Here is a 21,265-nt window from a genome sequence, read left to right as displayed (position 1 = left end):
AAAGCAGAGCGTAAATCAAACGATGGAATGTCGATATTGTACCATTTGATTCATTATAAAGTTAAGGATATGTTGCCTGCTAACTAAATTCTTAGCCCGAATTGCAACAACTGTAGGGCAGCGTGCTCCATCCTGGAGAGAACGCGGCTTAGGCGTCCAGCAACTCCCCAAGCCCGCAAGGTACCCCCGCGCAAAATTTGTGATGCCTGGTTATTTAAAGGAAGGTAGCAGCCACATACGCCAGCCGTATCTGCTGAACTGCCGCAGTTATTATTTATTGCGTGAAGATAGGATGAGGCACCGCCTTACACAGAAGTAATGGCGAAAGCCTTTAATAGCCCCCTCATCACTGTTGAAGGGGACGGACATACGCTCGCGCTTTCTGGATTAAAGCTGTGCGTTAATGATGCGGTTATTGACTAATTTATAAACCCTGAGGCGTTTGCTGGAAGTAAAAAGGACGAGTGTTATACAGAGAGAATATACCCAGTCGCTTTTATATTTTTTGCCCAGCCTACGGTGAAGGATTATCAGGTTACTTTTCAGTTTCTTTAGTTACATAAGGTTATAGAAATTAATTCATTACGTTAACATTAGTATTCCACTATGCAGTGCTTCGATTGATTGGGCGTCATCGTTTTACTGTACTGCATAGTGGGCACTATTAAAGCATTATTAATCTTAAAGCGGAAAATCCCAAAAAACGCCGTCCTCTGCTAAATTTCCCGCTATCAATCACCTGTGAATTTTATCGTCCCACCTCGTCGTTATCTGGCTTATTCAACATTCGCATTCAGGTAGGTTGTCAGCTGTTCCTGACAGAAATCGAGATACGCCCGCACCAGTCGCGAGGGATGTCGTTGTGATGGATAGAGCAAGCTAAGCGTTTGTTCTGGCAACGGGTGAGAAGGTAAGACTGCGCACAAACGGCCGGCGGCGATCTCCTTGTTCGCCATAAAGGGCGGTAACTCAGTGACCGCCTGACCCGCGACGGCTCTGCTGCGTAAAAGTGCGTAATCGTTCGCCACCAGTACCGCCTTCGGCTCAAACACCTGATGGCCCAGCCGCCAGAGGCCACGGGCGCTGGAGTCCGCCGCCCAGCTCGCACAAGGGTAGTGATGCAAATCCTCCACGCTGGCAGGTTGGCCAAACTGCGCCAGTAATGACGGCGCAGCGACCAGCAGATGCCGATACTTCAGCATTTGCCGTGCCACCATAGACTCATGCACGATGGTGCCGACGCGGAGCGAAACGTCAATGCCATCCTGTACCAGATCGATCCGCCGTTCCGTTGAAAATACGCTAACGCTGATTTCGGGAAACCGTTGCTGGAAAGCCCCCAGCAAGTCCCACCAGGGATCAAAGTTGGGGGGCATCGACAGACGCAGGCGGCCTTTAAGCCGGGTTTCATCGTTCATCACGGCCTGCTGAGCTTCATTCAGGGCTTCCACCCCGCGGCTGGCATGTTCATATAAACGGCTGCCGGCTTCAGTCAGCTTGATACCGCGCGGCGAACGCTCCAGCAACTGCACGTCAAGTTCGCGCTCCAGCTCACGTATGCGCCGGCTCAGGGTAGGGAGCGGCACATGGGTCTTGTCGGCGGCGGCCGAAAGACTGCCTGCTTGTACTACTGAGACAAACATTTTGGTTGCGTTAAAGTCCATACGACACCCTCTCATTTATGAGACTTATGTTACCATTTTCGTGTATTCCCCATCAATATTGGAATCTATACAGTTCAACCTATCGGCGAGATAGCTCGTTGATTAACTCACTGTTGAACTGGAGAACGGTTATGAAAGCTTATGTGATTGAACAAGTTGGCGGCCCGGACGTTTTGCAACTGCGCGATATTCCTTCTGTCGCGCCAAAGGCGGATGAAGTTCGTATTCGGGTACGGGCGTTTGGTCTTAACCGCGCCGAAATTTACCGCCGTGCCGGTAAAATGGGCCCGATCGCCGGACAGGTTGTGCCTGGGATTGAAGCAGTAGGCGAAGTGATTGAGGATGCTTCAGGCCTGTTTCGCACCGGGCAGCATGTGGCCACTGCCATGGGGGGATTGCAGTTCACCCGCAACGGCAGCTACGCCGAGGAGGTCACGGTGTTACGCAGCAACGTCATTGATTTGGACGGCATCAGCCTTTCATGGGAAGAACTTGCCGCATTGCCGGAGAGCTATCTTACCGTATGGGGGGCTCTGGGCCGCTTAATTGACAACGTACCGGGGCAGACGGTGCTGGTGCGCGGCGCGACCTCTTCGGTGGGTCAGGCTGCCGTGGCCTATGCCAAGGCGCGTGGACAGCGGGTTATCGCCACCACCCGATCGGCCAGTAACGCAGCCCGGCTGACCGCCATTGGCGCAGATGCGGTGGTGATTGATACCGGTGAAATTGCAGAACAAATACGGGGTGTAGCGCCGGAAGGCGTAGATGTGGCCCTTGAGGTGGTTGGCGCCGCCACGGTGCGCGATAGCCTCAATGCGCTCAAACCTTTTGGTACCGCAGTGGTAATAGGCTTGCTGGGCGGGGCACCGGTGTTGGATAATCTGCATCTGATGAACGATCTTCCCAATGCAACACGCTTGGCCTTCTTTGGCAGCGGGTTGCTTGGCACCCCAGCGCTGCCTTTGGCCGACTCGCCGCTGAAGTGGATTGCTCAACAGGTAGCGGACCAGACCATGCCGTCGCTGCGGGTGAAAACCTTCGACTTTGACGATGTCGCCAACGCTCACCGCATGATCGAGAATGACCGTGCTCAGGGCAAACTGGTGGTTCGCGTCTGAGGCCAGCAAGGACCATGATGGGTAAAAAACAGTGAGGAAGCCTGTGACTGGCTTCCTCATTGGCCTTACTGTTCTGAAAGCTCAAGCTCGGCAATAACCGGCAGGTGATCGCTTGCCGTTGACCAGGTAAATTCAGGCGAATTATGTGGGATATCCAGATTCTTCACGTTCCACTTTTGCCCCTTAAATGTGAAGATATGGTCTATATCAATAGCGGGATTAACTGCTGGCCAACTGCGAGTATCGGCTCCATCTTTCGCAACTTCATTGAAAAAATAGCGTATTTCTTTCAATGGCTGTTCATCTTGAGTCGAGTTGAAATCGCCGGCGAGGATCTTGATCGAGGAAGCCATATCTTTGAAATCAGATGCGGCATCGCCAATACTCACATCCAACAGGTAGCGTGCTTGTTCAGTGCGTATTGCCGGATCTTTTTGCCAGTCGAGATGGGTGACCATGATGATTGGCGCTGAATCAAATCCGGGAACCTCAACCTGCGCCAGTAATGTGACGCGCTGTTCGGCATCACCCGAGGGTAATTTCACCACCTGCGAATGTAGAATTTTATATTTGGAAAGCAGTCCTACCCCATACTCGCCGCCATCGAAATCAAGCGCTTTGCCAAAGGCATAATGCATTTTATTGGCATCAGCGATTTTTTTAAGCTGATCGAGTTTTTGACTGCGCTGGGTCTTATTGTCCACTTCCTGAATGGCGATGATATCCGCATCTATTCTTTTAATGGCCGAATTAAGTGCGGTGAAATCGGAGACGGCAGAGGAGGCTTCATTTTTACCGATGTTATAGGTGGCTATCTTCAAATGCGGTTTATCCTGCGTGAAAACCTTGTCTGGTACGCCGCCTTTTTGAACGGCAAGTATTTCATTGCCAGCAAGTTTGTCGCTCGCCTGCGCGTTGGCGATAAGGCTGCCCAGCGCCATCATGGTGAATATAACTGTTTTTTTCATGTCACCTAATCTCCCGATAAAATAGATTCCTTATCAAAGAATACAGAAGAAAAGGGGTGGTTATCGTGATACCTGACTCAAACTTCCGACGCGATGAAAATTAAGGCTCGAATATCTGCCGGCACAGTGCTTTCAGGTATTTAGCGTGGCAAAGCGTTGTTGAACCACCTTCAACACCCATTGCCGCAGCCAACGGTGGGCAGCATCGGCCTCCAAACGCGGGTGCCACATCTGCGAAACGGTGATGCTTTGGGTTTTTACCGGCAGTTCAAACATATAAAGCGCAGTGCCCAGCGGTTGATTGATCAGGAAAGAAGCAGGGACCAATGCCACCAGATCGGACGCCTGAGCCACCGCCAGCGCGGCGGGAAAACTCGGCACTACGGCGGCTATTTTTCGCTCCAACCCCAATTCAGCCAATCCCTGATCTACCGGGCCGCTGACCAGCCCACGGCGTGATGCGACCACATGGCCACAGTCAGCGTAGGCTCGCGCGGTAATGTCGGCTTTCTGCTCCAACGGATGGCCCTTTCTGACCACCGCGACAAATCGGTCACGGAACAGCGCCTGCAAGCGAATCTCCGGCCCCATATCCCCCAAAACGCCGATTTCCAAATCAACCCGCCCCTCACGCAAATGGCGGGAGCTTTTTTCCGGTTTGGGCGCAAAACAGAGTCTCACCAACGGTGCTGCCGTTGCCACGGCGGAGATCAGTGCGGCGCCGAACGCTTCGACAAATCCCTCGTTGGCACGCAGGGTAAATGTTCGTTCCAACGTTGATAAACTCAATTCTGATACCGAAGGGCGCAGTATCGAACGCGCCTCAAATACGGTGTTTTGCGTACGTTCACGAATCTCTTCGGCAAAGGGAGTGAGCACCATATTGCGGCCGGCCCTTACCAGTAAAGGATCTCCGGTGACTGCCCGCAGGCGGCCAAGCGTGCGGCTCATAGCCGAAGCGCTGAGGTTTAGGCGGCGTGCAGCTTCGGCTACGCTGCCGAGCGTAAGCAAAGCATCGAGCGCAATCAGTAAATTGAGATCGGGTTCTGACATGTCGGGGATCCTGGTTTATTGATAGGAGCGGCGTCCGATGCAGGTGATTAGTACAAATGCTGCGTCTTCCGCAATCTATTCAGCATAGTTATATTTTTTACCGCACATGACAACGGAAACACAGTGGAATACTTTCATGCATGCAAACACCGCCAAAACAGCAAAAGACAATCCTGCTCATTGGCGCATACCAGGGATTGGGTGTTGCGATGACTCACGCATCTTGCCGGTAATTGGCTGGATATTTCGCGCTAAAGTGATTGCGTAGATCGCGCGTTGTCATTAGTTTTATCTGCCATTATTCAATGCGTTAAGGAAATACCTCATGCTGAAAGAAAATTTCAATGAGCTGCAAATTTTCCTGGTGGTTGCCAGAGAGAAAAGCTTTACCAAAGCGGCGGCTAAGCTGGGGGTTTCTCAATCTGCATTGAGCCACGCGGTGAAGGCATTAGAACAACGTTTAAATACGCGTCTTCTGACCCGAACCACCCGCAGCGTCGCCCCAACGGAGGTTGGGGAGAAGTTAATCGCCTGTCTCGAGCCACGGCTTGCCGAGCTTGAGCATGAACTTGGAATCCTGCTCCAACCAAATGGCACAGCTTCTGGCAATATCAGACTTTCCGCCGGGGAGCATGCCGCGCGGTGCCTGCTGTGGCCGAAGCTAAAACCTTTTCTCCGGGAATACCCTGAAATCAATATCGAACTGGTGGTGGATAATGGCTTCGTTGACATCGTGGAAGGGCGTTTCGATGCAGGTATTCGCCTTGGGGAAAGCGTAGATAAGGACATGATTGCCGTAAAAATCGGACCGGACATGCGAATGGTGGTTGTGGGGGCGCCGAGTTACTTTGCCGAGCACGGGATCCCGCAGACGCCCCACGAGTTGCAGCAGCATCGTTGCATCAACATGCGGCTTCCTACCGCCGGCGGTTTATACCACTGGGAGTTTGAGAAAGACGGTAAGCCGCTGCGTGTGAAAGTGGAAGGGCAACTGACATTTAATCTGTTGGCAGAGAGGATCGACGCGGCGTCGTCAGGGTTTGGTATCGCCTGCGTACCCGAAGATATGATCCAAAACGAAGTCAAATCAGGGGAGCTTATCCAGATCCTGGATGAATGGTGTCCGACATTTCCCGGTTACTACCTCTATTATCCCAGCCGGAGGCAACATCCCCCGGCGTTTGCCTTGTTGATTGATGCGCTGCGCCATTAATGGGGTTTGGCCGGACACTGCTCGTGTTGCGCCGGTGACAGATTGCTGAAGGTGCTTTTCCTGCGGACGATGGTAATGCTACTTCTGCCCAACAAAAAAGCCGATAACAAGCTAATGTTATCGGCTTTTGGCTGCCGGTTAGGGCAGAGCGGGCGGATTAGGCGGCAGGCAACTGCTGCGCGGTTTCTTCCACCAGCGCCAGCAGCACTTTGATATCGTCCAGGCTGACCGTCGGGTTCAACAACGTCATTTTCAGGCAGGTCACGCCGTTAAACTCGGTGACCCCGACGTTGGCGCGGCCAGATTCCAGCAACGCATCGCCGATCCGTTGGTTCAGCAGTGCCACGGCGGCATCGCCGGCGGCGGCTAACTGCTGCGGACGGTAGCGGAACAGCACGCTGGCCAGCTGCGGCTGCATGACCAGTTCCAGCGCCGGCCGATCGCCGATGTAGTGAGCCACCTGTTGCGCCAGCGTTACGCCATGATCGATGATCGCCGCATATTGCTCCTGCCCCAAAGCTTCCAGGCCCATCCACAGTTTCAACGCATCAAAACGGCGGGTGGTCTGCAAGGATTTGGACACCAGGTTAGGCACGCCCTGAGCTTCGTCGAACTCGGAGTTCAGGTAGGCCGCCTGATAACGCATCAGTTCATAGTGACGGGCTTCTTTCAGCAAGAAAGCACCGCAGCTGATGGTCTGGAAGAATTGTTTGTGGAAGTCCAGGGTGACGGAGTCCACCAATTCAATGCCATCCAGATAGTCGCGGTACTTCTCGGAAAGCAGCAAAGCGCCGCCCCAGGCCGCATCGACATGCACCCAGATCTGATGTTCCGCCGCCAATTGCGCAATGCCGCGCAGCGGGTCGATAGCCCCGGCATCCGTGGTACCTGCGGTGGCGACGATCGCCAGGATCTGCTCGCCATTGGCCTTGGCCTGCGCCAGTTTTTCGGCCAAATCGTTCAGATCCATACGTGCGAATTGATCGGTTTTCACCAGCGTCACGGATTGGTAACCCAGGCCGAGTAAAGCCATGTTCTTTTGCACCGAGAAGTGGGCATTTTCAGAACATAACACTTTAATCTTTCTCAGATTACCAACCAGGCCATCCTGCTGCACAGAGTGGCCCTGTTTGGCGAAGAAGGCGTCGCGCGCCAACATCAGCCCCATCAGGTTGCTCTGGGTACCGCCACTGGTGAACACCCCGGCGTCGCCAGGCTGGTAACCAACCTGGGTACGCAACCATTCAATCAGCTTCATCTCGATGAGGGTCGCTGACGGGCTTTGATCCCAAGAGTCCATGCTCTGGTTAGTGGCGTTGATCAACACTTCGGCAGCCTGGCTGATCACCAGGCTAGGGCAATGCAAATGCGCGACGCACTGCGGATGATGCACCGACAGGCTGTCTTTTAAAAAATACTCAATGGCGCGTTCGATAGCGACCTGGTTGCCCAGGCCCTGAGGGGTAAAATCAAGCTTGATGCGTTCACGCAGCTCGGCAACGGTTTTCCCCTGATACATCTCGGGTTGTTGCAGCCACTGCACCACGGCCTGACTGCTCTGTTCGATCGCTTGCTGGTACGCCTCTGTGCTTTGCGCAGAAGCGGCCAGAATCGGGTTTAACCGGGACATCGACTTCACTCCACATCCACCGGCTTGATGCCGGCAGCTAACAGGGCCTGTTCAAATTTATCCAGGAAGATAGCCAGTTCGTCGTTAGTGATCAGCAGGGAAGGCAGCAGACGCAGCACGCAGCCGTTACGGCCGCCGCGCTCCAGGATCAGACCGGCTTCGAAGCATTTCTTCTGCAGCAGGGCAGAGAGCTGGCCGTCAGCCGGGTAGCAGCCCATGTGATCCTGCGCTTCGTTCGGTTTCACAATTTCCAAACCGATCATCAGACCCAGACCACGCACGTGACCAATCACCGGATAACGTTTTTGCAGCTCGGCCAGCTTGGCTTTCAGCCATTCGCCTTGCGCGGCAACCTTTTCGGCCACCTGGTTATCTTTGAGGTGTTGCAGGGTGGTCAGGCCGGTAGCCATCGCCAGTTGGTTGCCGCGGAAAGTACCGGTATGGTGGCCAGGTTCCCAGGCGTCGAACTGTTTCTTGATACCCAATACTGCCAGAGGCAAACCGCCGCCAACCGCTTTGGACATCACGATGATATCCGGCTCAATACCGGCGTGTTCAAAGGCGAACAGTTTGCCGGTACGGGCAAAACCAGCCTGAACTTCGTCGATGATCAGCAAAATGCCGTGTTCCTGCGTGACTTTGCGAATACGCTGCAACCACTCGACCGGGGCCGGGTTAACGCCGCCTTCGCCCTGAACGGCTTCCAGAATGACCGCCGCAGGTTTGCGCACGCCGCTTTCGACGTCATTGATCAGGTTTTCGAAATAGTAAGTCAGCGCCTTGACCCCGGCTTCGCCACCGATGCCGAGCGGGCAGCGGTATTCGTGCGGGTAAGGCATAAACTGGACTTCCGGCATCATGCCGTTAATGGCTTCTTTTGGCGACAGGTTGCCCGTGACCGCCAGTGCGCCATGGGTCATGCCGTGGTAACCGCCGGAGAAGCTAATCACGCCGGTGCGACCGGTGTGCTTTTTCGCCAGTTTCAGTGCGGCTTCTACCGCATCTGCGCCCGAAGGGCCACAGAACTGCAGGCAGTATTCCTGGCCTTGACCTGGTAATAAAGAGAGTAAATAGGCAGAAAACTCATCTTTCAACGGTGTTGTAAGATCGAGGGTATGTAACGGCAAGCCGCTGGTAATGACATTTTGGATGCTTTGGAGGACGTCAGGATGGTTATGACCCAGAGCCAGCGTACCCGCACCAGCCAGGCAATCAAGATATTGATTATTCTCAACATCAGTGATCCAAACGCCTTGGGCTTTCGCAATTGCCAACGGCAATTTACGGGGGTAACTCCTGACATTCGATTCAAATTCAGCTTGTCGCGCCAAATATGTTTCGTTATTTACATTTTCTAAATTCACACCGAAATTATCAATACGGACTTTATCCGTCATCATATCTCTCCTACAACTGGGGGTAACAATGACGCCCTAGTTGAATTATTGAATTGAACAATTAACTACCGTGAGAAAAACGGGCCCAATATATGGCTTTTTACCCCCCGGCTCAATAGTTATTTGGCCGGGGGAGATTTATGGTTTTTTTAATAAAAATCAATAAATTGCTTGTTTTGTGGCCAATAATGGCACGATTTAAGGGCGATTGCGGGCTTGACACGGCACAAAAAACCTCCTCAAGAAAAGTAAGGGTACCGGCCCAATACGTTTATTTTGAAGGTAATTTTCAAACAAAGGCCAGGAACATGCGGAAGGAATTTTGAAACAATGTCTTAATATAAATAAGGCATTGCTTAGACATTAACGGACTTTAGCGGAAAAGGGTGCCATTGGCGCATATTGGCGCATTACCAGGGAATTTCGCCATAACGATCAAAAAATCCTCCCGTTGGGCCATCGTTTGCGATGGAGGCCAGGGCCACGATCGCATCAGTACCCTCGGTTATCGTCTGGCAACCCAGAGGGTTGAGATCGGTTTGGGTAAAGCCCGGGTTAACGGCGTTAATCTTGATTCTCGGTAACGCCTTGGCGTATTGCGTTACCAGCATGTTGAGCGCCGCTTTTGAAGAGGGATAGGCCAGTTGCAATATTCTGGACTCGAAGGTGCCGCTTTTGCCGGTCATGGTATGAAACGAGCCCAGCGAGCTGGACACCATCACCACTCTGGGGTTGGCGGCGGCTTGCAGCAGGGGGAGAAAGGCCTGCATCATGCGAACTACGCCAAAAACCTGGGTTTGGTAGATTTCCGTCAGGGCTACGGCGCAGGTTTCCCTTGGGTGTCCCCAGGGGCCAGAAACGCCGGCGTTATTGATCAGAACATCAAGGCGATCGTGCACCTTGCTGAAATCCGCCGCCGCCTGACGCACTGACTCCTCGGAAATCACATCGATGATCAGCAATTCTGCATGCAGGCCCTGCTGCGCTAGCTCTTGAATGGCCTGTTCGCCGCGCAGGGGATCCCGCGCGCCGAGGACTACGTGCCACCCGCACCCGGCAAGACGCCGGGCGGTTTCATGACCCAGGCCCCTGTTGGCACCCGTAATCAATACGGTGGTTGTCATGGTTATGCCTTGCTCGACAAAATCATGTCTGCGGCTTTTTCACCGATCATAATGCTGGGAGCATTGGTGTTGCCGGTAGGAATGACCGGCATCACCGAGGCGTCGATCACGCGCAGACCAGACAGACCGTGCACGCGCAGTTGCGGATCAACCACTGCCATGTTGTCGGTCCCCATGCGTGCCGTACCGACCTGATGGTGGTAGGAAGCCGTCATTCGGCGAATGTAATCGCGCATTTTATCGCGGTTATTCACACCCTCCATGCCCATCTCTTTGCCGCGCCACGGTGCCAATGCGGTTTGCTTCATCACTTCGCGCAACAGCAGGGCCTTGTCGGTCATGACCTCAAGATCTTCGTTTTCAGAATAGACTCGCGGATCCATCAGTGGGGCTTGCAGCGGGTCACGTGAGTTGAGCCAGAGACGGCCACGACTTTTCGGTGCGACCAGACCGGGAGTGACAGTGTAACCCTGGGTGACGCCCGGCATGAACGGCATGGTGAACAGCAGGGACTGGGTGTCCGGCGCGGAAAGCTCCGGGGCTGACTTATGGAAAATCTGCGCTTCGATGCCGGAGGCCAGACCGACAGCCACCGGCTGCGGCGAAGACCAAACCATAGGACACACCAGATGATCGTGCAGGTTTTCACCCACGCCTGGCAGGTTGACCAGGGTCTTAATGCCCATTTTCTCCAGCTGCTCGGCCGGGCCGATACCGGAGTGCAGCAGAATGGAAGGGCTCATCAGTGAACCGGCGCACAGCAGCACCTCATGACGGGCCTCGATGCGATAATCGGTGCCACGATGCACAAAGTGCACGCCGGTAATGTGATCGCCCTGGTTAAGCAGCTTCAATACCCGAGCTTCGGTGATCACCGACAGGTTATCCGCTCCGCGGATGGCATCGCCGTAACAGACCCAGGCGCTGGCCCGTTTGCCGTCTGGCGTCATGGTGTACTGCGGGAAACTGACGCCGGTGGAATCCTGGCCGTTGTTGTAATCCTGTACCAGCCGCAATCCGGCCTGTTGTCCGGCTTCGACAAAGGCGTGGGCCAATGGCGTCATGGCGGGACGAGATACCTGCAGCAGCCCTCCGGTAGCATGCAGGTTAGACAAGCCATCGATATTGCAGTTTTCCGCTTTGCGGAAATAAGGCAGCACGTCCTTCCAGCTCCAGCCGGTGGCCCCCATCGCCGCCCAGTTGTCGTAATCGGAGGGCAGGCCACGAACGTACATCATGCCGTTAATAGCGCTGGAACCGCCCAGGGTCTTGCCGCGCGGCCAGTAAATATCCTGTTTGCCGGCGTAAATCTGCGGTTGAGTCGAAAAACCCCAGTCAACGGCGGAATGCCACAGCGCCATGGCTTCCGGCGGGTTATGAATGGCCGGCATATCGTCGCGTGGCCCGGCTTCCAGCAGCAGGACCTTTAATCCGGCATCAACCAGCCGGCGGGTCACCACCGAGCCGGCCGAACCGGCGCCGATAATAATGTAGTCGTATTTTTTGTCGTCGCTTCCGGTCCCGGTGCTGCGAGGGGCCGGCTGGCGGGCATAGCCGGAGAAAGGCAGTGCGGCTGCAGCGCTCATTGCCAGACTGGCGGCAATGAACCGACGGCGGCCGGCGTCGGTCTGTAGTTTATCTTGTTTCATGACGATCCCTTTTTATTGGTTTGGACGCGCGGGCTTAGTGAGCGTCGACGTCTTTCAGAGCAATCCAGGTGGCTTTCATTTCGCCGTATTGCCGCATCGCATGTAACGACAGGTCGCGGCCGATGCCTGACTGTTTGAAACCGCCGAAAGGCGAGAGAATATCGCGGGTCAGGAAGTGATTGACCCAGACGGTTCCTGCCTCCAGTTGGCGGGCAACGCGGTGAACTTTGGCTATATCCGGCGTCCAGAAGCCGGCGGTTAAGCCGTATTCGCTGTCATTTGCCAACCGGATAGCGTCTGCTTCGTCTTCAAACGCGATGACCGAAGCGACCGGGCCGAAGATTTCGTTTTGCGAGGCGGTCATGGTCGGGGTGGCGTTGTCGATAACCGTTGGCCAGAAGAAATGCCCACCCGGTACGATGCTGTCGTCCGCATGGCCACCACAGACGATGCTGGCGCCTTCATCACGCGCGGAGTCGACATAACGCAGGACATTGGCCTGATGCCTGGCATCAATCATTGGCCCCATCATGGTTGCGGGATCGAGTGGATGCCCTGGCTGCCAGCGGTTCACTTCTTCAATCAGCAGCGCGACAAACTGCTCTTTAATGGATGACTGCACCAGCAGGCGAGTCCCAGAGGCACAGACCGCACCCTGGTTGGCGCAAAAGCCCAAGGCGGCAAAACGCGCTGCGCGTGCCAGATCTGGCGTGTCGGCAAAAATGATATGCGCGTTCTTACCGCCGCCTTCGAGGTAGGTGCGTTTCATGTTGGACTGGCCGGCATAAATCAGCAGCTGTTTGGCCACCTGGGTGGAGCCGGTAAAGGCCATCACCCGCACGGTGGGGTGCAGCGCCAGTGCCTGTCCGACCTGAGCCCCGCCGGTCACCACGTTGAATACGCCATCGGGGATACCGGCCTGTTGCGCCAACTGCGCCAGGCGGATACCGGTTAACGGCGCTTTTTCAGAAGGTTTGAACACCACCGAGTTACCCATCGCCAGCGCCGGCGCAATCTTCCAGCAGGCAATCATCAGCGGGTTGTTCCACGGCGTCATCACCGCTACCACACCCAAGGCCTGGTAGGTGATCATGCCGTGGAAGCTGTCGCTGGTAGGGGCGATTTCGCCGGCAATCTTGTCGATCGCCTCGGCGTAATAACGCAGTGCGATCTGCACGTCCTGCATATCCATATCCAGCGACTCATGGATGGTTTTGCCGGTGTCCAGGCTTTCCAGCAGCGCCAGTTCCTCTTGATGCTGACCGACTAAATCGGCCAGGCGCAGCAGGGCGTTTTTGCGCTGTACCGGCGATTGGTCGCGCCAAATTCCGGATGCAAATGTTCGGGCCGCCGCCGCAACGGCTCGATCCACGGTGGCGGCGTCGCAGTCGGCAACCGCCGCTAGCAGCCGACCGTCGATCGGGCTGATATCGGCAAAAGTGGCACCGTCGGTAGAGTCCTGATACTGACCGTCGATATAGGCACGCCCTTCGATCTGCAGTGCGTTTGCCTGCTGCTGCCATTGTTCAAAGGTTTTCGTCTGGCTACTCATAGGGAGTCCTTGTTTCAGTCTGTGGGGATCCTCTTTCGAGGGATAAAGCTAAACTAGCTGTGGTCAGGCTGAACAACCAGAGGGCTTGCCGTATCACACTGGTGCCGAACAGGCACCAATGGATGACGTATATTGTGCTAATGACAAGCGTGCTGAAGGGACGTGAATGTGGACATGATGAATGCATTACGCATATTCAATGCGGTGGTAAAAGGCGGCAATTTCACGGCGGCTTCAGAGGCGCTTGACCTTTCCCGACCGCGCGTGAGCAAGAGTATTGCCGAGTTGGAACAGCATTTTGGCGTGCGTTTGCTGCACCGTACCACACGGTCGATGACGCTGACGGAGGCCGGGCGGGAATGTTACGAATACAGCCAGCGCATTGCCGGCGAATGCCAGGCGTTGGAAGCCTATATGGGCAACCAGGGGCAGCCCGCAGGCACCTTGCGCATCAGTGCGCCACACCCCTATTGTCGGGCTGAACTGGCAACCATAGTGGCCGGTTATCAGCGTCGTTATCCGCGGGTGTCGGTGGAGTTCTGCCTCAGCGACCAGTTGATCAACCTGATCGACCAGGGGATTGATGTGGCGATCCGCGTGGCCAATCTGTCGGATTCGTCTCTGGTGGCGCGCAAGCTGTGTGAAATACCCCGAATACTTTGTGCGTCTCCCGATTATTTAAAGCACCACGGGACCCCGGACAACCCACAGGCACTGCGGGAGCACAATTGTCTGGTCTACTCACTGTTGCCCCGTGCGGAACAATGGGAATATCTGGATGAGGAGGGGCGTCTGATCGAGGTGCCGGTATGCGGATCGCTGCGAGCCAACAGTGGCGATGCCTTGTTGGCCAGCGCGCTGGAGGGCAGAGGCATTATTCTTGAGCCGGAGTTCGTGGTGAGAGAGGCGTTGGCCAGCGGCGCGTTGATCAGGTTAATGAGGGATTACACCTGGAGCCATCGATCGCTGTACGTGGTCTATGTTAACCGGCGTTATCTGCCGGTTAACATTCGCAGTTTTGTCGATTTTGTCGCGGAGTATTATCGGCAATCCAGATTACCGCCGGGGCAGAAACTCACGGACACCCCGCCGGCGGCCTGAACGCAGGGCTACTCTGCGTCGAACTTAAAGCGCGCGGCTTCGGCTATCAGTTCCCGCGCCAGCGTTTCATTCGCCAATGCGTCCAGCAACAGCAGGTTAAGGCGAGTCAAAAATAGCGCCAGAGGTTCGCCGGTAAACGGCTCGGCGGCCAGATAAAACTGGCTGTACAGCTCATCGAGCTGCTGTTCGGTCAATTTAGCCTGCATCTTTTGCTCCTTGGTTATCGTTCTGCCAGCCGCTGGCCCGCAAGATGGCCTGTTCGATGGCAGCAGAGTCCACATCATCACTCTGCGTCCAGCGCCAGCAGACGTGCCCGTCCGGTCGGATCAGATAGAGTGCGCCGGCGGGCCCGCTGTAGGCCGCGTGCACCTGTCCATCAGGATCTTCCACCCATCCGGCAGCACCGGCCTGCGGTTGTCCAGGCCGCCCCAGAGTGACCACGCGCAGCAACGGATGGTCGCTGATTTCCACAGCGCTGGTAGCGTCCTGCGCCGGGAAGCGCAGCAGGGTGAAGAGTCGCGCATCCAGCAATCGGGTCAGGTGGGTTGGCTCACCATTCAGTAACAGGGGGAACTCCGGCAATACCGCGCCGAGTTTGGGCCCTACAGCCGCGGGGGCCGTCACCGTCGGGGTATTCAAAGGCGAATCCCCGTAACAAATGCTGTGGGTCTGACGGGGATTGATCAGCGCGGAAAACTGCGGGTGGCGAGCCGCCAGCGACAGCACCGCATTACGCAGCGTGCTGCCGGCCGGGGTCGCCGGGCACATAAACTCGGCGCTGCGGCTGGCTTGTCCGGCATTTTCACGCCAGGCCTTCTGACGTTCGCTGGAATAACTGGCCAATAGCGACGGCGGCGCCAACCCTTTCAGCACATAGGCCAGCTTCCAGCCGAGGTTATAGGCATCGTCCAGCCCGCCGTTAAGCCCACGTACGCCGAAAATTGGCACTACGTGCGCCGCATCGCCGACGAACAGCACCCGGTCGTGATGATAGTTGTCCAGCGACAGCGCTTTGGCGTTGTACATGCTGATCCAAATCGGGCGCCATTTCCCTTTTTCACCGACCATATCGAGAAAACTCTCGACGACCGGCAGCACGTTTTCCGGCTTCAGTCCTTCTTCGTCGCTGACGCCGTCTTCCAGCAGGTAATCAATGCGCCAGATGTTGTCCGGTTGGCGGTGCATCCACATTGGGCCAGGGCGCAGGGCGGTTTCGAACCACACGCGCCGTTCTGCCGGGGTCTCGCTTTCCAATTCAATATCTATGATGGCGAAGCGTCCATGATGCACGTCCCCCTGCAGATGCAGGCCCATTTGTTCCCGCACCCGGCTGCGGCCGCCGTCGCAGGCAATCACCCAGTCGGCTTCTGACTGGTAATCGACCCCGACAGCATTCAGTGACAATGTCACGCCTTCGTCATGATGCACCAGGCTCTGGAGCTCGGTACCCCAACGCAGTTCGATCAAATCCTCATGGCGCAGCACCTCGTCCAGCAAAAATTGCTCGATATAATACTGCTGCAGGTTGATCATCGCCGGAAACTGCTGGTTATCATCCACCAGCATGTCGAACTGCATCACCATCTCGCCCTGATAAAAGCTGCGTCCACGGGTCCAGGCGAGACCCTTGCCGACAAAGGTGTCTGCCAGCCCCAGTTTGTCGAGGATCTCCAGGCTGCGGCGGGAGATGCACGCCGCCCGGCTGCCGGTGCATACCTGGGTATCATTCTCCACCACCAATGAAGCGATGCCTTGTTTCGCCAATGCCAGCGCCAGCGATAAGCCCACCGGTCCACCGCCGACAATCACCACCCGATGCCGACGCTGTTCACGGTTATCGTGCAGCGACGGTAGCTTGACCGCATATTGTTGATAGCGGAATTCACCAATCACGTTTTCTTGTTGCATAAAGATTCTCCTTGTCGTTGCCGGTTACTCCGCCACAGGGGCGATCAACTCAGAAAAGGGATGCCGGATCTGGCCCGCCTGCATCGGCATTACCCAATCGGGAAGTTGCTGCGTGATTTCCACGTCCATCAACACCGCTTTTTCAATAAAATGCGCCAGATGCTCCATCGCTTCGGGCCGGGCATCGTGCAACACCATCACCGTCCAGGGCTGATTGGCGATATCTTCCAGCGCACGCGCCACCCAGGCGTCGGTCGGCAGTTCCCAATCCCGCGGTACCGAGTTCCACAACACCAGACTGAATCCTTGCTGTTGCAGCACCTCAACCGCCTCTTGATTCAACACGTGCGGTCCGAGGATCCCTTTACCGGCATAGGGGCGAAACAGCGGCGGCGACTCGGCGTATTGACCCAGTCGGGCCTGGCCTTCGGTAATTTCGTGACGGGCAAAACCCGGAGCCCCCAGCCCCAGCGGCAGAGAGTGGGTCAGGGTATGAATGCCGACCCGGTGACCGGCGTCTTTCACCGATTTAACCAGAGCTTCACCGCCAGGCGCGGAGATCTTCTCGCCGATAGGGAAGAAGTTGGCCAGAATGCGGAACTCCTGCAGCGTCTTCAGCACCAGCGGGGTTCCCTGGGGATGGGGACCGTTATCAAAGGTCAAAGTGAGTTTTTTATGCATGTTCCTGCTCCTGAGAAGTGGCCAGCATCAAATCAACTGCGCGCTCTGCCACCATGATAGTCGGTGCATTGGTATTGCCTGTCGGGATGCGCGGGAAAATCGACGCATCAGCGATACGCACTCCCGCCAGGCCACGCAGGCGAAGTTCCAGATCCACCACGGAAGTCGCGGGATCTGCCCCCATGCGGCAGGTACCGGTAGGGTGATACTCCGTTTTGCCATGCTCGCGCACGAACGACGCCAACTGTTCATCGCTGTTCAAATTCGGCGCGGGCAACAGAACCTGATCAATCAGTGACGCCAACGCCGGGGCCTGGAACAGCTGCAAGCCAAGACGTACCGCTCTGACCTGCGCCGCGACATCTTCCGGCGTCCCCATATAGTTGAGGCTGATGCGCGGTAATGAACGTGGATTGCCGTCGCGCAACCGGACTTCACCCCTGGCCTGTGGCCGCAGGTGCGCCAGCTTGAGGGATAGGGCATGCTGGTTTTGCGCCTGTTTTCCCTTGTCGTCGACGTTATCCGACGCCGCCAGCCCCATCAGCTGCACATCTGGCCGATCGTCGTCGCCGGTGGCGAAAAAACCGCCGCACTCCAGCAGGTTGGAGGCGCAGATACCGCGTTTGAACAGCAGCCATTCCAGACCGTTCGCCAACGCCTTCAGGCCTTTGTCTTGCCCGAGCAGGCTAATCGGCTTTCGCAGGCTGGCAATCAGCGAAAAATGCAGATGATCCTGCAGGCGTTGGCCGACCAGAGGGCTGTCGACCTGGAGTTTGACGCCGACTTCGCGCAGATGCTCTGCTGGACCGATGCCGGACAGCATCAACAGTTTTGGGGTTCCGATGGCGCCGGCGCATAACACCACTTCCCGGCTGGCCAGCGCCTGTTGGCGTTTCCCCTCGGCGTCGGTAAATACCACGCCGGTAGCACGATCCTGCTCCAGCAACAGGCGCTCAACCAGCACGCCGGTCATTACCTGGAGATTCGCGTGTTGGCGCACCGGTGCCAGATAGGCCACCGAGGTGCTGCAACGGTGCCCCTGATAGGTGGTAGTTTGATAGAAGCCTATGCCTTGCTGGCTGGCGCCGTTAAAGTCATTGAGATAGGGATAACCCAGCTCCTGACCGGCTTTGACGATGGCGTAGCTGAGCGGATGGCGATAACCGGAGTCGCTGACTTTCAGGTGGCCGCTATCGCCGTGATAGTCGTCGTGCAGGCTTTGGTTGCATTCCGACCGGATAAAATAGGGCAGCACATCGCGATAGCCCCAGCCGGTACAGCCGTCCTGGGTTTCCCAATCGTCATAATCCCTGGCATTGCCACGCACGTAGAGCTGTCCATTCACCGAGCTGCCACCGCCCAGCACACGGCCCTGCGGTACGCTCATCGACCGATTGTCCATATGGGGTTCGGCATCGCTTTGATAGGGCCAGACCAGCTTGCCGACAATTTCCGGAAATCCGGCCGGCATGCGGATGAAGATCCCTTTGTCTTCTGGCCCGGCCTCCAGCAGCAAAATGCGCGCCGAGGTTCTTTCCGCCAACAAACCGGCAACCACGCAACCGGCAGAACCACCGCCGACCACAATGTAGTCGTACCTTTCATTCTCTTTCATGCTCTCTCCGTGCAGATGAGGGTGGAAAATTTGCGATGGAAGAAAAAATATATTTTTTAATATAAAGAATATTTTTTGTTGATGTCACTATTTTTTGTCGATAGCATGACATTTATGCAACATCGCACGGCTCAGTCATGAGCTGCCTCGCTAGAAGGAGAGAACGGTTATGGATGTGAGACTGGCTGATAAACGCGCCCTGGTATGCGCTTCAAGCAGTGGTTTGGGTTATGCCTGTGCCGCAGCCCTGCTTAGAGAAGGGGTCAGCGTCTGGATTAATGGCCGCGACGAAGAGCGCCTGCTGGCCGCGCAGCAGCGGCTTAAGGCTGAGACCGGCGGGCGCGTTTTTACTGTCGCCGGTGACATAACCACCCTGCAAGGGCGCGAAGCCTTACTGGCTGCCTGCCCGGATGCCGATATTCTGGTCAATAATAACGCCGGGCCACCGCCGGGGAATTTCTTTGAGTTTGACGAGCAGACCTGGCTGTCGGCGCTGCAAGGGAATTTGCTGGCACCGCTGATGTTGATCCGCGCCTTGATACCGGGGATGCGCGAGCGGAAATTTGGCCGCATCATCAATATCACCTCGGCGATGGTCAGTACGCCGCGGGCGCACATGACGCTTTCCGCTGCGTCCCGCGCCGGTCTGACGGCCGCCTGTAAAGGGTTGTCCCGCGAATGCATTGTCGATAACGTCACCATTAACAATTTGCTGCCGGAACGTTTTGATACGCCTCGCCAGCAGCAGATGGCGCAGGTGGCGATGAAACAGAGCGGCATTACCTTCGAACAGGCGCGCCAACGACAGATTGACTCGATCCCCGCCGGTCGCATGGGCCAGCCTGCCGAATTCGGCGCGGCCTGTGTTTACCTGTGCAGCGACCTGAGCGGATTTATTACCGGGCAAAACATGCACCTGGACGGCGGCGCCTATCCAGCGTTGTTATAACCGTACAGCGAGATAAAACAGCGAATGAACAGCAAACAAACAGAAAACCTGCAATTGCAGAATGGGACTTTCAAAAGCCTGAGCGGCGCCGCCGTGGCGCTGATCCGCCGTCGGATTATCAACGGTGAATACTCGCCGGGCAGCAAACTGGTGATCGGCAATATCGCCGGTGAATTGGACATCAGCCCAGGACTGGTGCGTGAGGCGCTGTCGCGGTTGGTGACGGAAGGGCTGGTGACCGCCCACGAGCAACGCGGTTTTCGTGCCAGTGAGGTATCACTCAGCGAACTGAAAGACATTACCGCCAATCGACAACTGATCGAAACCCATGCTTTACGGTTAGCGATTGCCAACGGTGATGCCGAATGGGAAGCGGGGATTATCGCCGCCTTTCACCGACTGACGCGCTGCCCGCGCATGGATGACGAAGATCACTCGGCAAACTGGAGCCAGCTCCATTACAGCTTTCATCGCAGCCTGCTGATGGCCTGCAATTCACCGTGGATGCTGCGCTTTTCCGACTTGCTGTTCGATCAGTCGGAGCGCTATCGCCGCCTGCGGTTCGGTTATGAGCTGGAAGGGATGGATGCGCCACGCGATGTCGACGGTGAGCATCAGGCCATCATGGATGCGGTGCTGGCGCGCGATGCCGACCGCGCCGTCGAGCTGCTTAGTCAGCATTATCAAAGCACCGTGCAGCGGATTATCAACCAGGCCGACAGCACCATATTCAACGGCGCGGCTGCGTCCCCGGAGGCCAAATGAAGATCGTCAGTTTTATTAGCCAGGGGCGTGCAGGTTATGGCCTGCTGCGCGGAGTCGACGAGATTGTCGACTGCAGCCAGACATTGCCCTATCCGGACGTGCGTAGCGCGTTAGCCGCCGGCAGTTTTAACGTGTTCCTGCCGTTTGTGAATGCGCCTGCCACCCTGAAAGCCAGCGAGGTCAGTTGGTTGCCGCCGGTGCCCAACCCGGACAAAATTATTTGCGTGGGGCTGAATTACCGCCCGCACCTGCTGGAAACCGGCCGGGAGGAACCCGATCGGCCAACGCTGTTTTTGCGGCTGCCTTCTTCACAGGTCGGACATCAGCAGCCGCTGCTGGCACCGCCGGAGTCGTCTCAATTTGACTATGAAGGCGAGCTGGCCGTGGTGATAGGTAAAGGGGGGCGCCGCATTGCCCAGCGCGATGCCATGCAGCATATCGCCGGTTACGCCTGCTACAACGACGGCAGCGTGCGCGACTGGCAGCGGCACAGCTCGCAATTCACTCCCGGTAAAAACTTCCGCCACACCGCGGCCTTTGGTCCCTGGCTGGTCAGTGCCGACGACATTCCCGACCCGCGTGCGCTAACGCTGGAAACCCGTCTGAACGGGCAGGTGATGCAACAAGCCTGTGTCGATGACCTGATTTTCTCGATCCCGGCGCTGATCGAGTATTGCTCGGCATTTACCGATCTGCTGCCCGGCGATGTGCTGGTGACCGGTACGCCCGGTGGCGTTGGCGCATTCCGACAGCCACCGGTCTGGATGAAAGCGGGGGATCGGGTGGAGGTTGAGATTGCCGGTATCGGTACCCTGAGTAACCCAGTGATTGACGACGCCTGAGGGCGTTAAAGGACTCTTTTCCGACAAACGAGGTGG

Annotated in this window: 18 protein-coding genes and 1 pseudogene; 7 read left to right on the top strand and 12 right to left on the bottom strand. The window is 56.2% G+C overall.

The window, feature by feature from the left end:
- Window positions 1-318 precede the first annotated feature (318 nt).
- Window positions 319-423 (top strand): annotated as a pseudogene (locus tag AAZT04_RS12165) (hypothetical protein); the annotation flags it as partial.
- 353 nt (window positions 424-776) lie between these two features.
- On the opposite strand, the gene AAZT04_RS12160 reads toward AAZT04_RS12165, so the two are convergent.
- Window positions 777-1,664: a LysR family transcriptional regulator gene (locus AAZT04_RS12160; protein WP_048758952.1), complete on the bottom strand. Its 888-nt coding sequence runs from the start codon at window positions 1,662-1,664 to the stop codon at window positions 777-779.
- A gap of 131 nt (window positions 1,665-1,795) precedes the next feature.
- On the opposite strand from AAZT04_RS12160, the gene AAZT04_RS12155 reads away from it, so the two are divergent.
- A complete protein-coding gene (locus AAZT04_RS12155; protein ID WP_129982860.1) occupies window positions 1,796-2,782 on the top strand; it encodes a zinc-binding dehydrogenase in 987 nt (328 codons plus the stop codon).
- A 65-nt stretch (window positions 2,783-2,847) separates the two neighbouring features.
- On the opposite strand, the gene AAZT04_RS12150 is transcribed toward AAZT04_RS12155, so the two are convergent.
- Together AAZT04_RS12150 and AAZT04_RS12145 are read right to left on the bottom strand one after the other, a co-directional pair.
- A complete protein-coding gene (locus AAZT04_RS12150; protein WP_115058831.1) occupies window positions 2,848-3,750 on the bottom strand; it encodes an endonuclease/exonuclease/phosphatase family protein in 903 nt (300 codons plus the stop codon).
- A gap of 132 nt (window positions 3,751-3,882) precedes the next feature.
- Window positions 3,883-4,803 (bottom strand): LysR family transcriptional regulator, encoded by a 921-nt coding sequence (locus tag AAZT04_RS12145; RefSeq protein WP_401526362.1) that lies wholly within the window; start codon window positions 4,801-4,803, stop codon window positions 3,883-3,885.
- Window positions 4,804-5,128: 325 nt separating this feature from the next.
- Between AAZT04_RS12145 and AAZT04_RS12140 the strand changes: the two genes are divergently transcribed.
- Window positions 5,129-6,016 (top strand): LysR family transcriptional regulator, encoded by an 888-nt coding sequence (locus AAZT04_RS12140; protein WP_201896395.1) that lies wholly within the window; start codon window positions 5,129-5,131, stop codon window positions 6,014-6,016.
- 157 nt (window positions 6,017-6,173) lie between these two features.
- Here the strand turns inward: AAZT04_RS12140 and AAZT04_RS12135 are convergent, their stop codons facing one another.
- The 5 genes from AAZT04_RS12135 to AAZT04_RS12115 form a co-directional block, all read right to left on the bottom strand.
- Window positions 6,174-7,646, bottom strand: a complete 1,473-nt coding sequence (locus AAZT04_RS12135; protein WP_020826881.1) for a pyridoxal phosphate-dependent decarboxylase family protein — start codon at window positions 7,644-7,646, stop codon at window positions 6,174-6,176.
- Between the two features lie 5 nt (window positions 7,647-7,651).
- The gene (locus tag AAZT04_RS12130; RefSeq protein WP_020826882.1) at window positions 7,652-9,043 is read right to left on the bottom strand and encodes a diaminobutyrate--2-oxoglutarate transaminase; all 1,392 of its coding nucleotides are present in this window, start codon (window positions 9,041-9,043) and stop codon (window positions 7,652-7,654) included.
- A gap of 410 nt (window positions 9,044-9,453) precedes the next feature.
- Window positions 9,454-10,167, bottom strand: coding sequence for an SDR family NAD(P)-dependent oxidoreductase (locus tag AAZT04_RS12125; RefSeq protein ID WP_046373559.1), 714 nt, complete (start codon window positions 10,165-10,167; stop codon window positions 9,454-9,456).
- Between the two features lie 2 nt (window positions 10,168-10,169).
- Entirely contained in the window at window positions 10,170-11,816 is a 1,647-nt protein-coding gene (locus AAZT04_RS12120; RefSeq protein ID WP_115058827.1) for a GMC family oxidoreductase, read from the bottom strand.
- 34 nt (window positions 11,817-11,850) lie between these two features.
- On the bottom strand, window positions 11,851-13,368 hold the full coding sequence (locus tag AAZT04_RS12115; protein WP_434680210.1) for an aldehyde dehydrogenase family protein: 1,518 nt from the start codon (window positions 13,366-13,368) through the stop codon (window positions 11,851-11,853).
- Between the two features lie 174 nt (window positions 13,369-13,542).
- Here AAZT04_RS12115 and AAZT04_RS12110 point away from each other — a divergent pair, with 174 nt between their 5' ends.
- Window positions 13,543-14,469: a LysR family transcriptional regulator gene (locus AAZT04_RS12110; RefSeq protein ID WP_020826887.1), complete on the top strand. Its 927-nt coding sequence runs from the start codon at window positions 13,543-13,545 to the stop codon at window positions 14,467-14,469.
- Window positions 14,470-14,477: 8 nt separating this feature from the next.
- Here AAZT04_RS12110 and AAZT04_RS12105 read toward each other — a convergent pair whose 3' ends face one another.
- Genes AAZT04_RS12105 through AAZT04_RS12090 form a run of 4 tightly spaced genes read right to left on the bottom strand, consistent with a single transcriptional unit; the run spans window position 14,478 to window position 18,673 of the window.
- A complete protein-coding gene (locus AAZT04_RS12105) occupies window positions 14,478-14,675 on the bottom strand; it encodes a hypothetical protein (protein ID WP_020826888.1) in 198 nt (65 codons plus the stop codon).
- A complete protein-coding gene (locus AAZT04_RS12100; RefSeq protein WP_198639627.1) occupies window positions 14,665-16,377 on the bottom strand; it encodes an FAD-dependent monooxygenase in 1,713 nt (570 codons plus the stop codon). The genes AAZT04_RS12105 and AAZT04_RS12100 overlap by 11 nt, the downstream gene beginning before the upstream one ends.
- A gap of 24 nt (window positions 16,378-16,401) precedes the next feature.
- Entirely contained in the window at window positions 16,402-17,058 is a 657-nt protein-coding gene (locus AAZT04_RS12095) for a polysaccharide deacetylase family protein (RefSeq protein WP_020826890.1), read from the bottom strand.
- Complete coding sequence (locus tag AAZT04_RS12090; protein ID WP_198639628.1) at window positions 17,051-18,673, bottom strand: GMC family oxidoreductase; 1,623 nt, start codon at window positions 18,671-18,673, stop codon at window positions 17,051-17,053. The genes AAZT04_RS12095 and AAZT04_RS12090 overlap by 8 nt, the downstream gene beginning before the upstream one ends.
- A gap of 169 nt (window positions 18,674-18,842) precedes the next feature.
- Between AAZT04_RS12090 and AAZT04_RS12085 the strand changes: the two genes are divergently transcribed.
- From AAZT04_RS12085 to AAZT04_RS12075, 3 genes are read left to right on the top strand one after another with little or no spacing between them, the layout of a single operon-like run.
- A complete protein-coding gene (locus AAZT04_RS12085) occupies window positions 18,843-19,622 on the top strand; it encodes an SDR family oxidoreductase (protein WP_020826892.1) in 780 nt (259 codons plus the stop codon).
- A 24-nt stretch (window positions 19,623-19,646) separates the two neighbouring features.
- Window positions 19,647-20,387: a GntR family transcriptional regulator gene (locus AAZT04_RS12080; RefSeq protein ID WP_020826893.1), complete on the top strand. Its 741-nt coding sequence runs from the start codon at window positions 19,647-19,649 to the stop codon at window positions 20,385-20,387.
- Complete coding sequence (locus tag AAZT04_RS12075) at window positions 20,384-21,229, top strand: fumarylacetoacetate hydrolase family protein (RefSeq protein ID WP_434680205.1); 846 nt, start codon at window positions 20,384-20,386, stop codon at window positions 21,227-21,229. The genes AAZT04_RS12080 and AAZT04_RS12075 overlap by 4 nt, the downstream gene beginning before the upstream one ends.
- Window positions 21,230-21,265: the final 36 nt, after the last annotated feature.

This window comes from Serratia sp. Je.1.23.a, assembly GCF_051129805.1.
In the GTDB taxonomy this organism is placed as follows: domain Bacteria; phylum Pseudomonadota; class Gammaproteobacteria; order Enterobacterales; family Enterobacteriaceae; genus Serratia; species Serratia liquefaciens.
The sequence above is the reverse complement of the archived record's forward strand: the minus strand, read 5'-3'. Positions and strand labels throughout refer to the sequence as shown.

Coding starts and splice junctions, on each gene's coding strand:
- AAZT04_RS12160 (WP_048758952.1), bottom strand. CDS start 1,664: ATGGACTTTAACGCAACCAAAATGTTTGTCTCAGTAGTACAAGCAGGC.
- AAZT04_RS12155 (WP_129982860.1), top strand. CDS start 1,796: ATGAAAGCTTATGTGATTGAACAAGTTGGCGGCCCGGACGTTTTGCAA.
- AAZT04_RS12150 (WP_115058831.1), bottom strand. CDS start 3,750: ATGAAAAAAACAGTTATATTCACCATGATGGCGCTGGGCAGCCTTATC.
- AAZT04_RS12145 (WP_401526362.1), bottom strand. CDS start 4,803: ATGTCAGAACCCGATCTCAATTTACTGATTGCGCTCGATGCTTTGCTT.
- AAZT04_RS12140 (WP_201896395.1), top strand. CDS start 5,129: ATGCTGAAAGAAAATTTCAATGAGCTGCAAATTTTCCTGGTGGTTGCC.
- AAZT04_RS12135 (WP_020826881.1), bottom strand. CDS start 7,646: ATGTCCCGGTTAAACCCGATTCTGGCCGCTTCTGCGCAAAGCACAGAG.
- AAZT04_RS12130 (WP_020826882.1), bottom strand. CDS start 9,043: ATGACGGATAAAGTCCGTATTGATAATTTCGGTGTGAATTTAGAAAAT.
- AAZT04_RS12125 (WP_046373559.1), bottom strand. CDS start 10,167: ATGACAACCACCGTATTGATTACGGGTGCCAACAGGGGCCTGGGTCAT.
- AAZT04_RS12120 (WP_115058827.1), bottom strand. CDS start 11,816: ATGAAACAAGATAAACTACAGACCGACGCCGGCCGCCGTCGGTTCATT.
- AAZT04_RS12115 (WP_434680210.1), bottom strand. CDS start 13,368: ATGAGTAGCCAGACGAAAACCTTTGAACAATGGCAGCAGCAGGCAAAC.
- AAZT04_RS12110 (WP_020826887.1), top strand. CDS start 13,543: ATGATGAATGCATTACGCATATTCAATGCGGTGGTAAAAGGCGGCAAT.
- AAZT04_RS12105 (WP_020826888.1), bottom strand. CDS start 14,675: ATGCAGGCTAAATTGACCGAACAGCAGCTCGATGAGCTGTACAGCCAG.
- AAZT04_RS12100 (WP_198639627.1), bottom strand. CDS start 16,377: ATGCAACAAGAAAACGTGATTGGTGAATTCCGCTATCAACAATATGCG.
- AAZT04_RS12095 (WP_020826890.1), bottom strand. CDS start 17,058: ATGCATAAAAAACTCACTTTGACCTTTGATAACGGTCCCCATCCCCAG.
- AAZT04_RS12090 (WP_198639628.1), bottom strand. CDS start 18,673: ATGAAAGAGAATGAAAGGTACGACTACATTGTGGTCGGCGGTGGTTCT.
- AAZT04_RS12085 (WP_020826892.1), top strand. CDS start 18,843: ATGGATGTGAGACTGGCTGATAAACGCGCCCTGGTATGCGCTTCAAGC.
- AAZT04_RS12080 (WP_020826893.1), top strand. CDS start 19,647: ATGAACAGCAAACAAACAGAAAACCTGCAATTGCAGAATGGGACTTTC.
- AAZT04_RS12075 (WP_434680205.1), top strand. CDS start 20,384: ATGAAGATCGTCAGTTTTATTAGCCAGGGGCGTGCAGGTTATGGCCTG.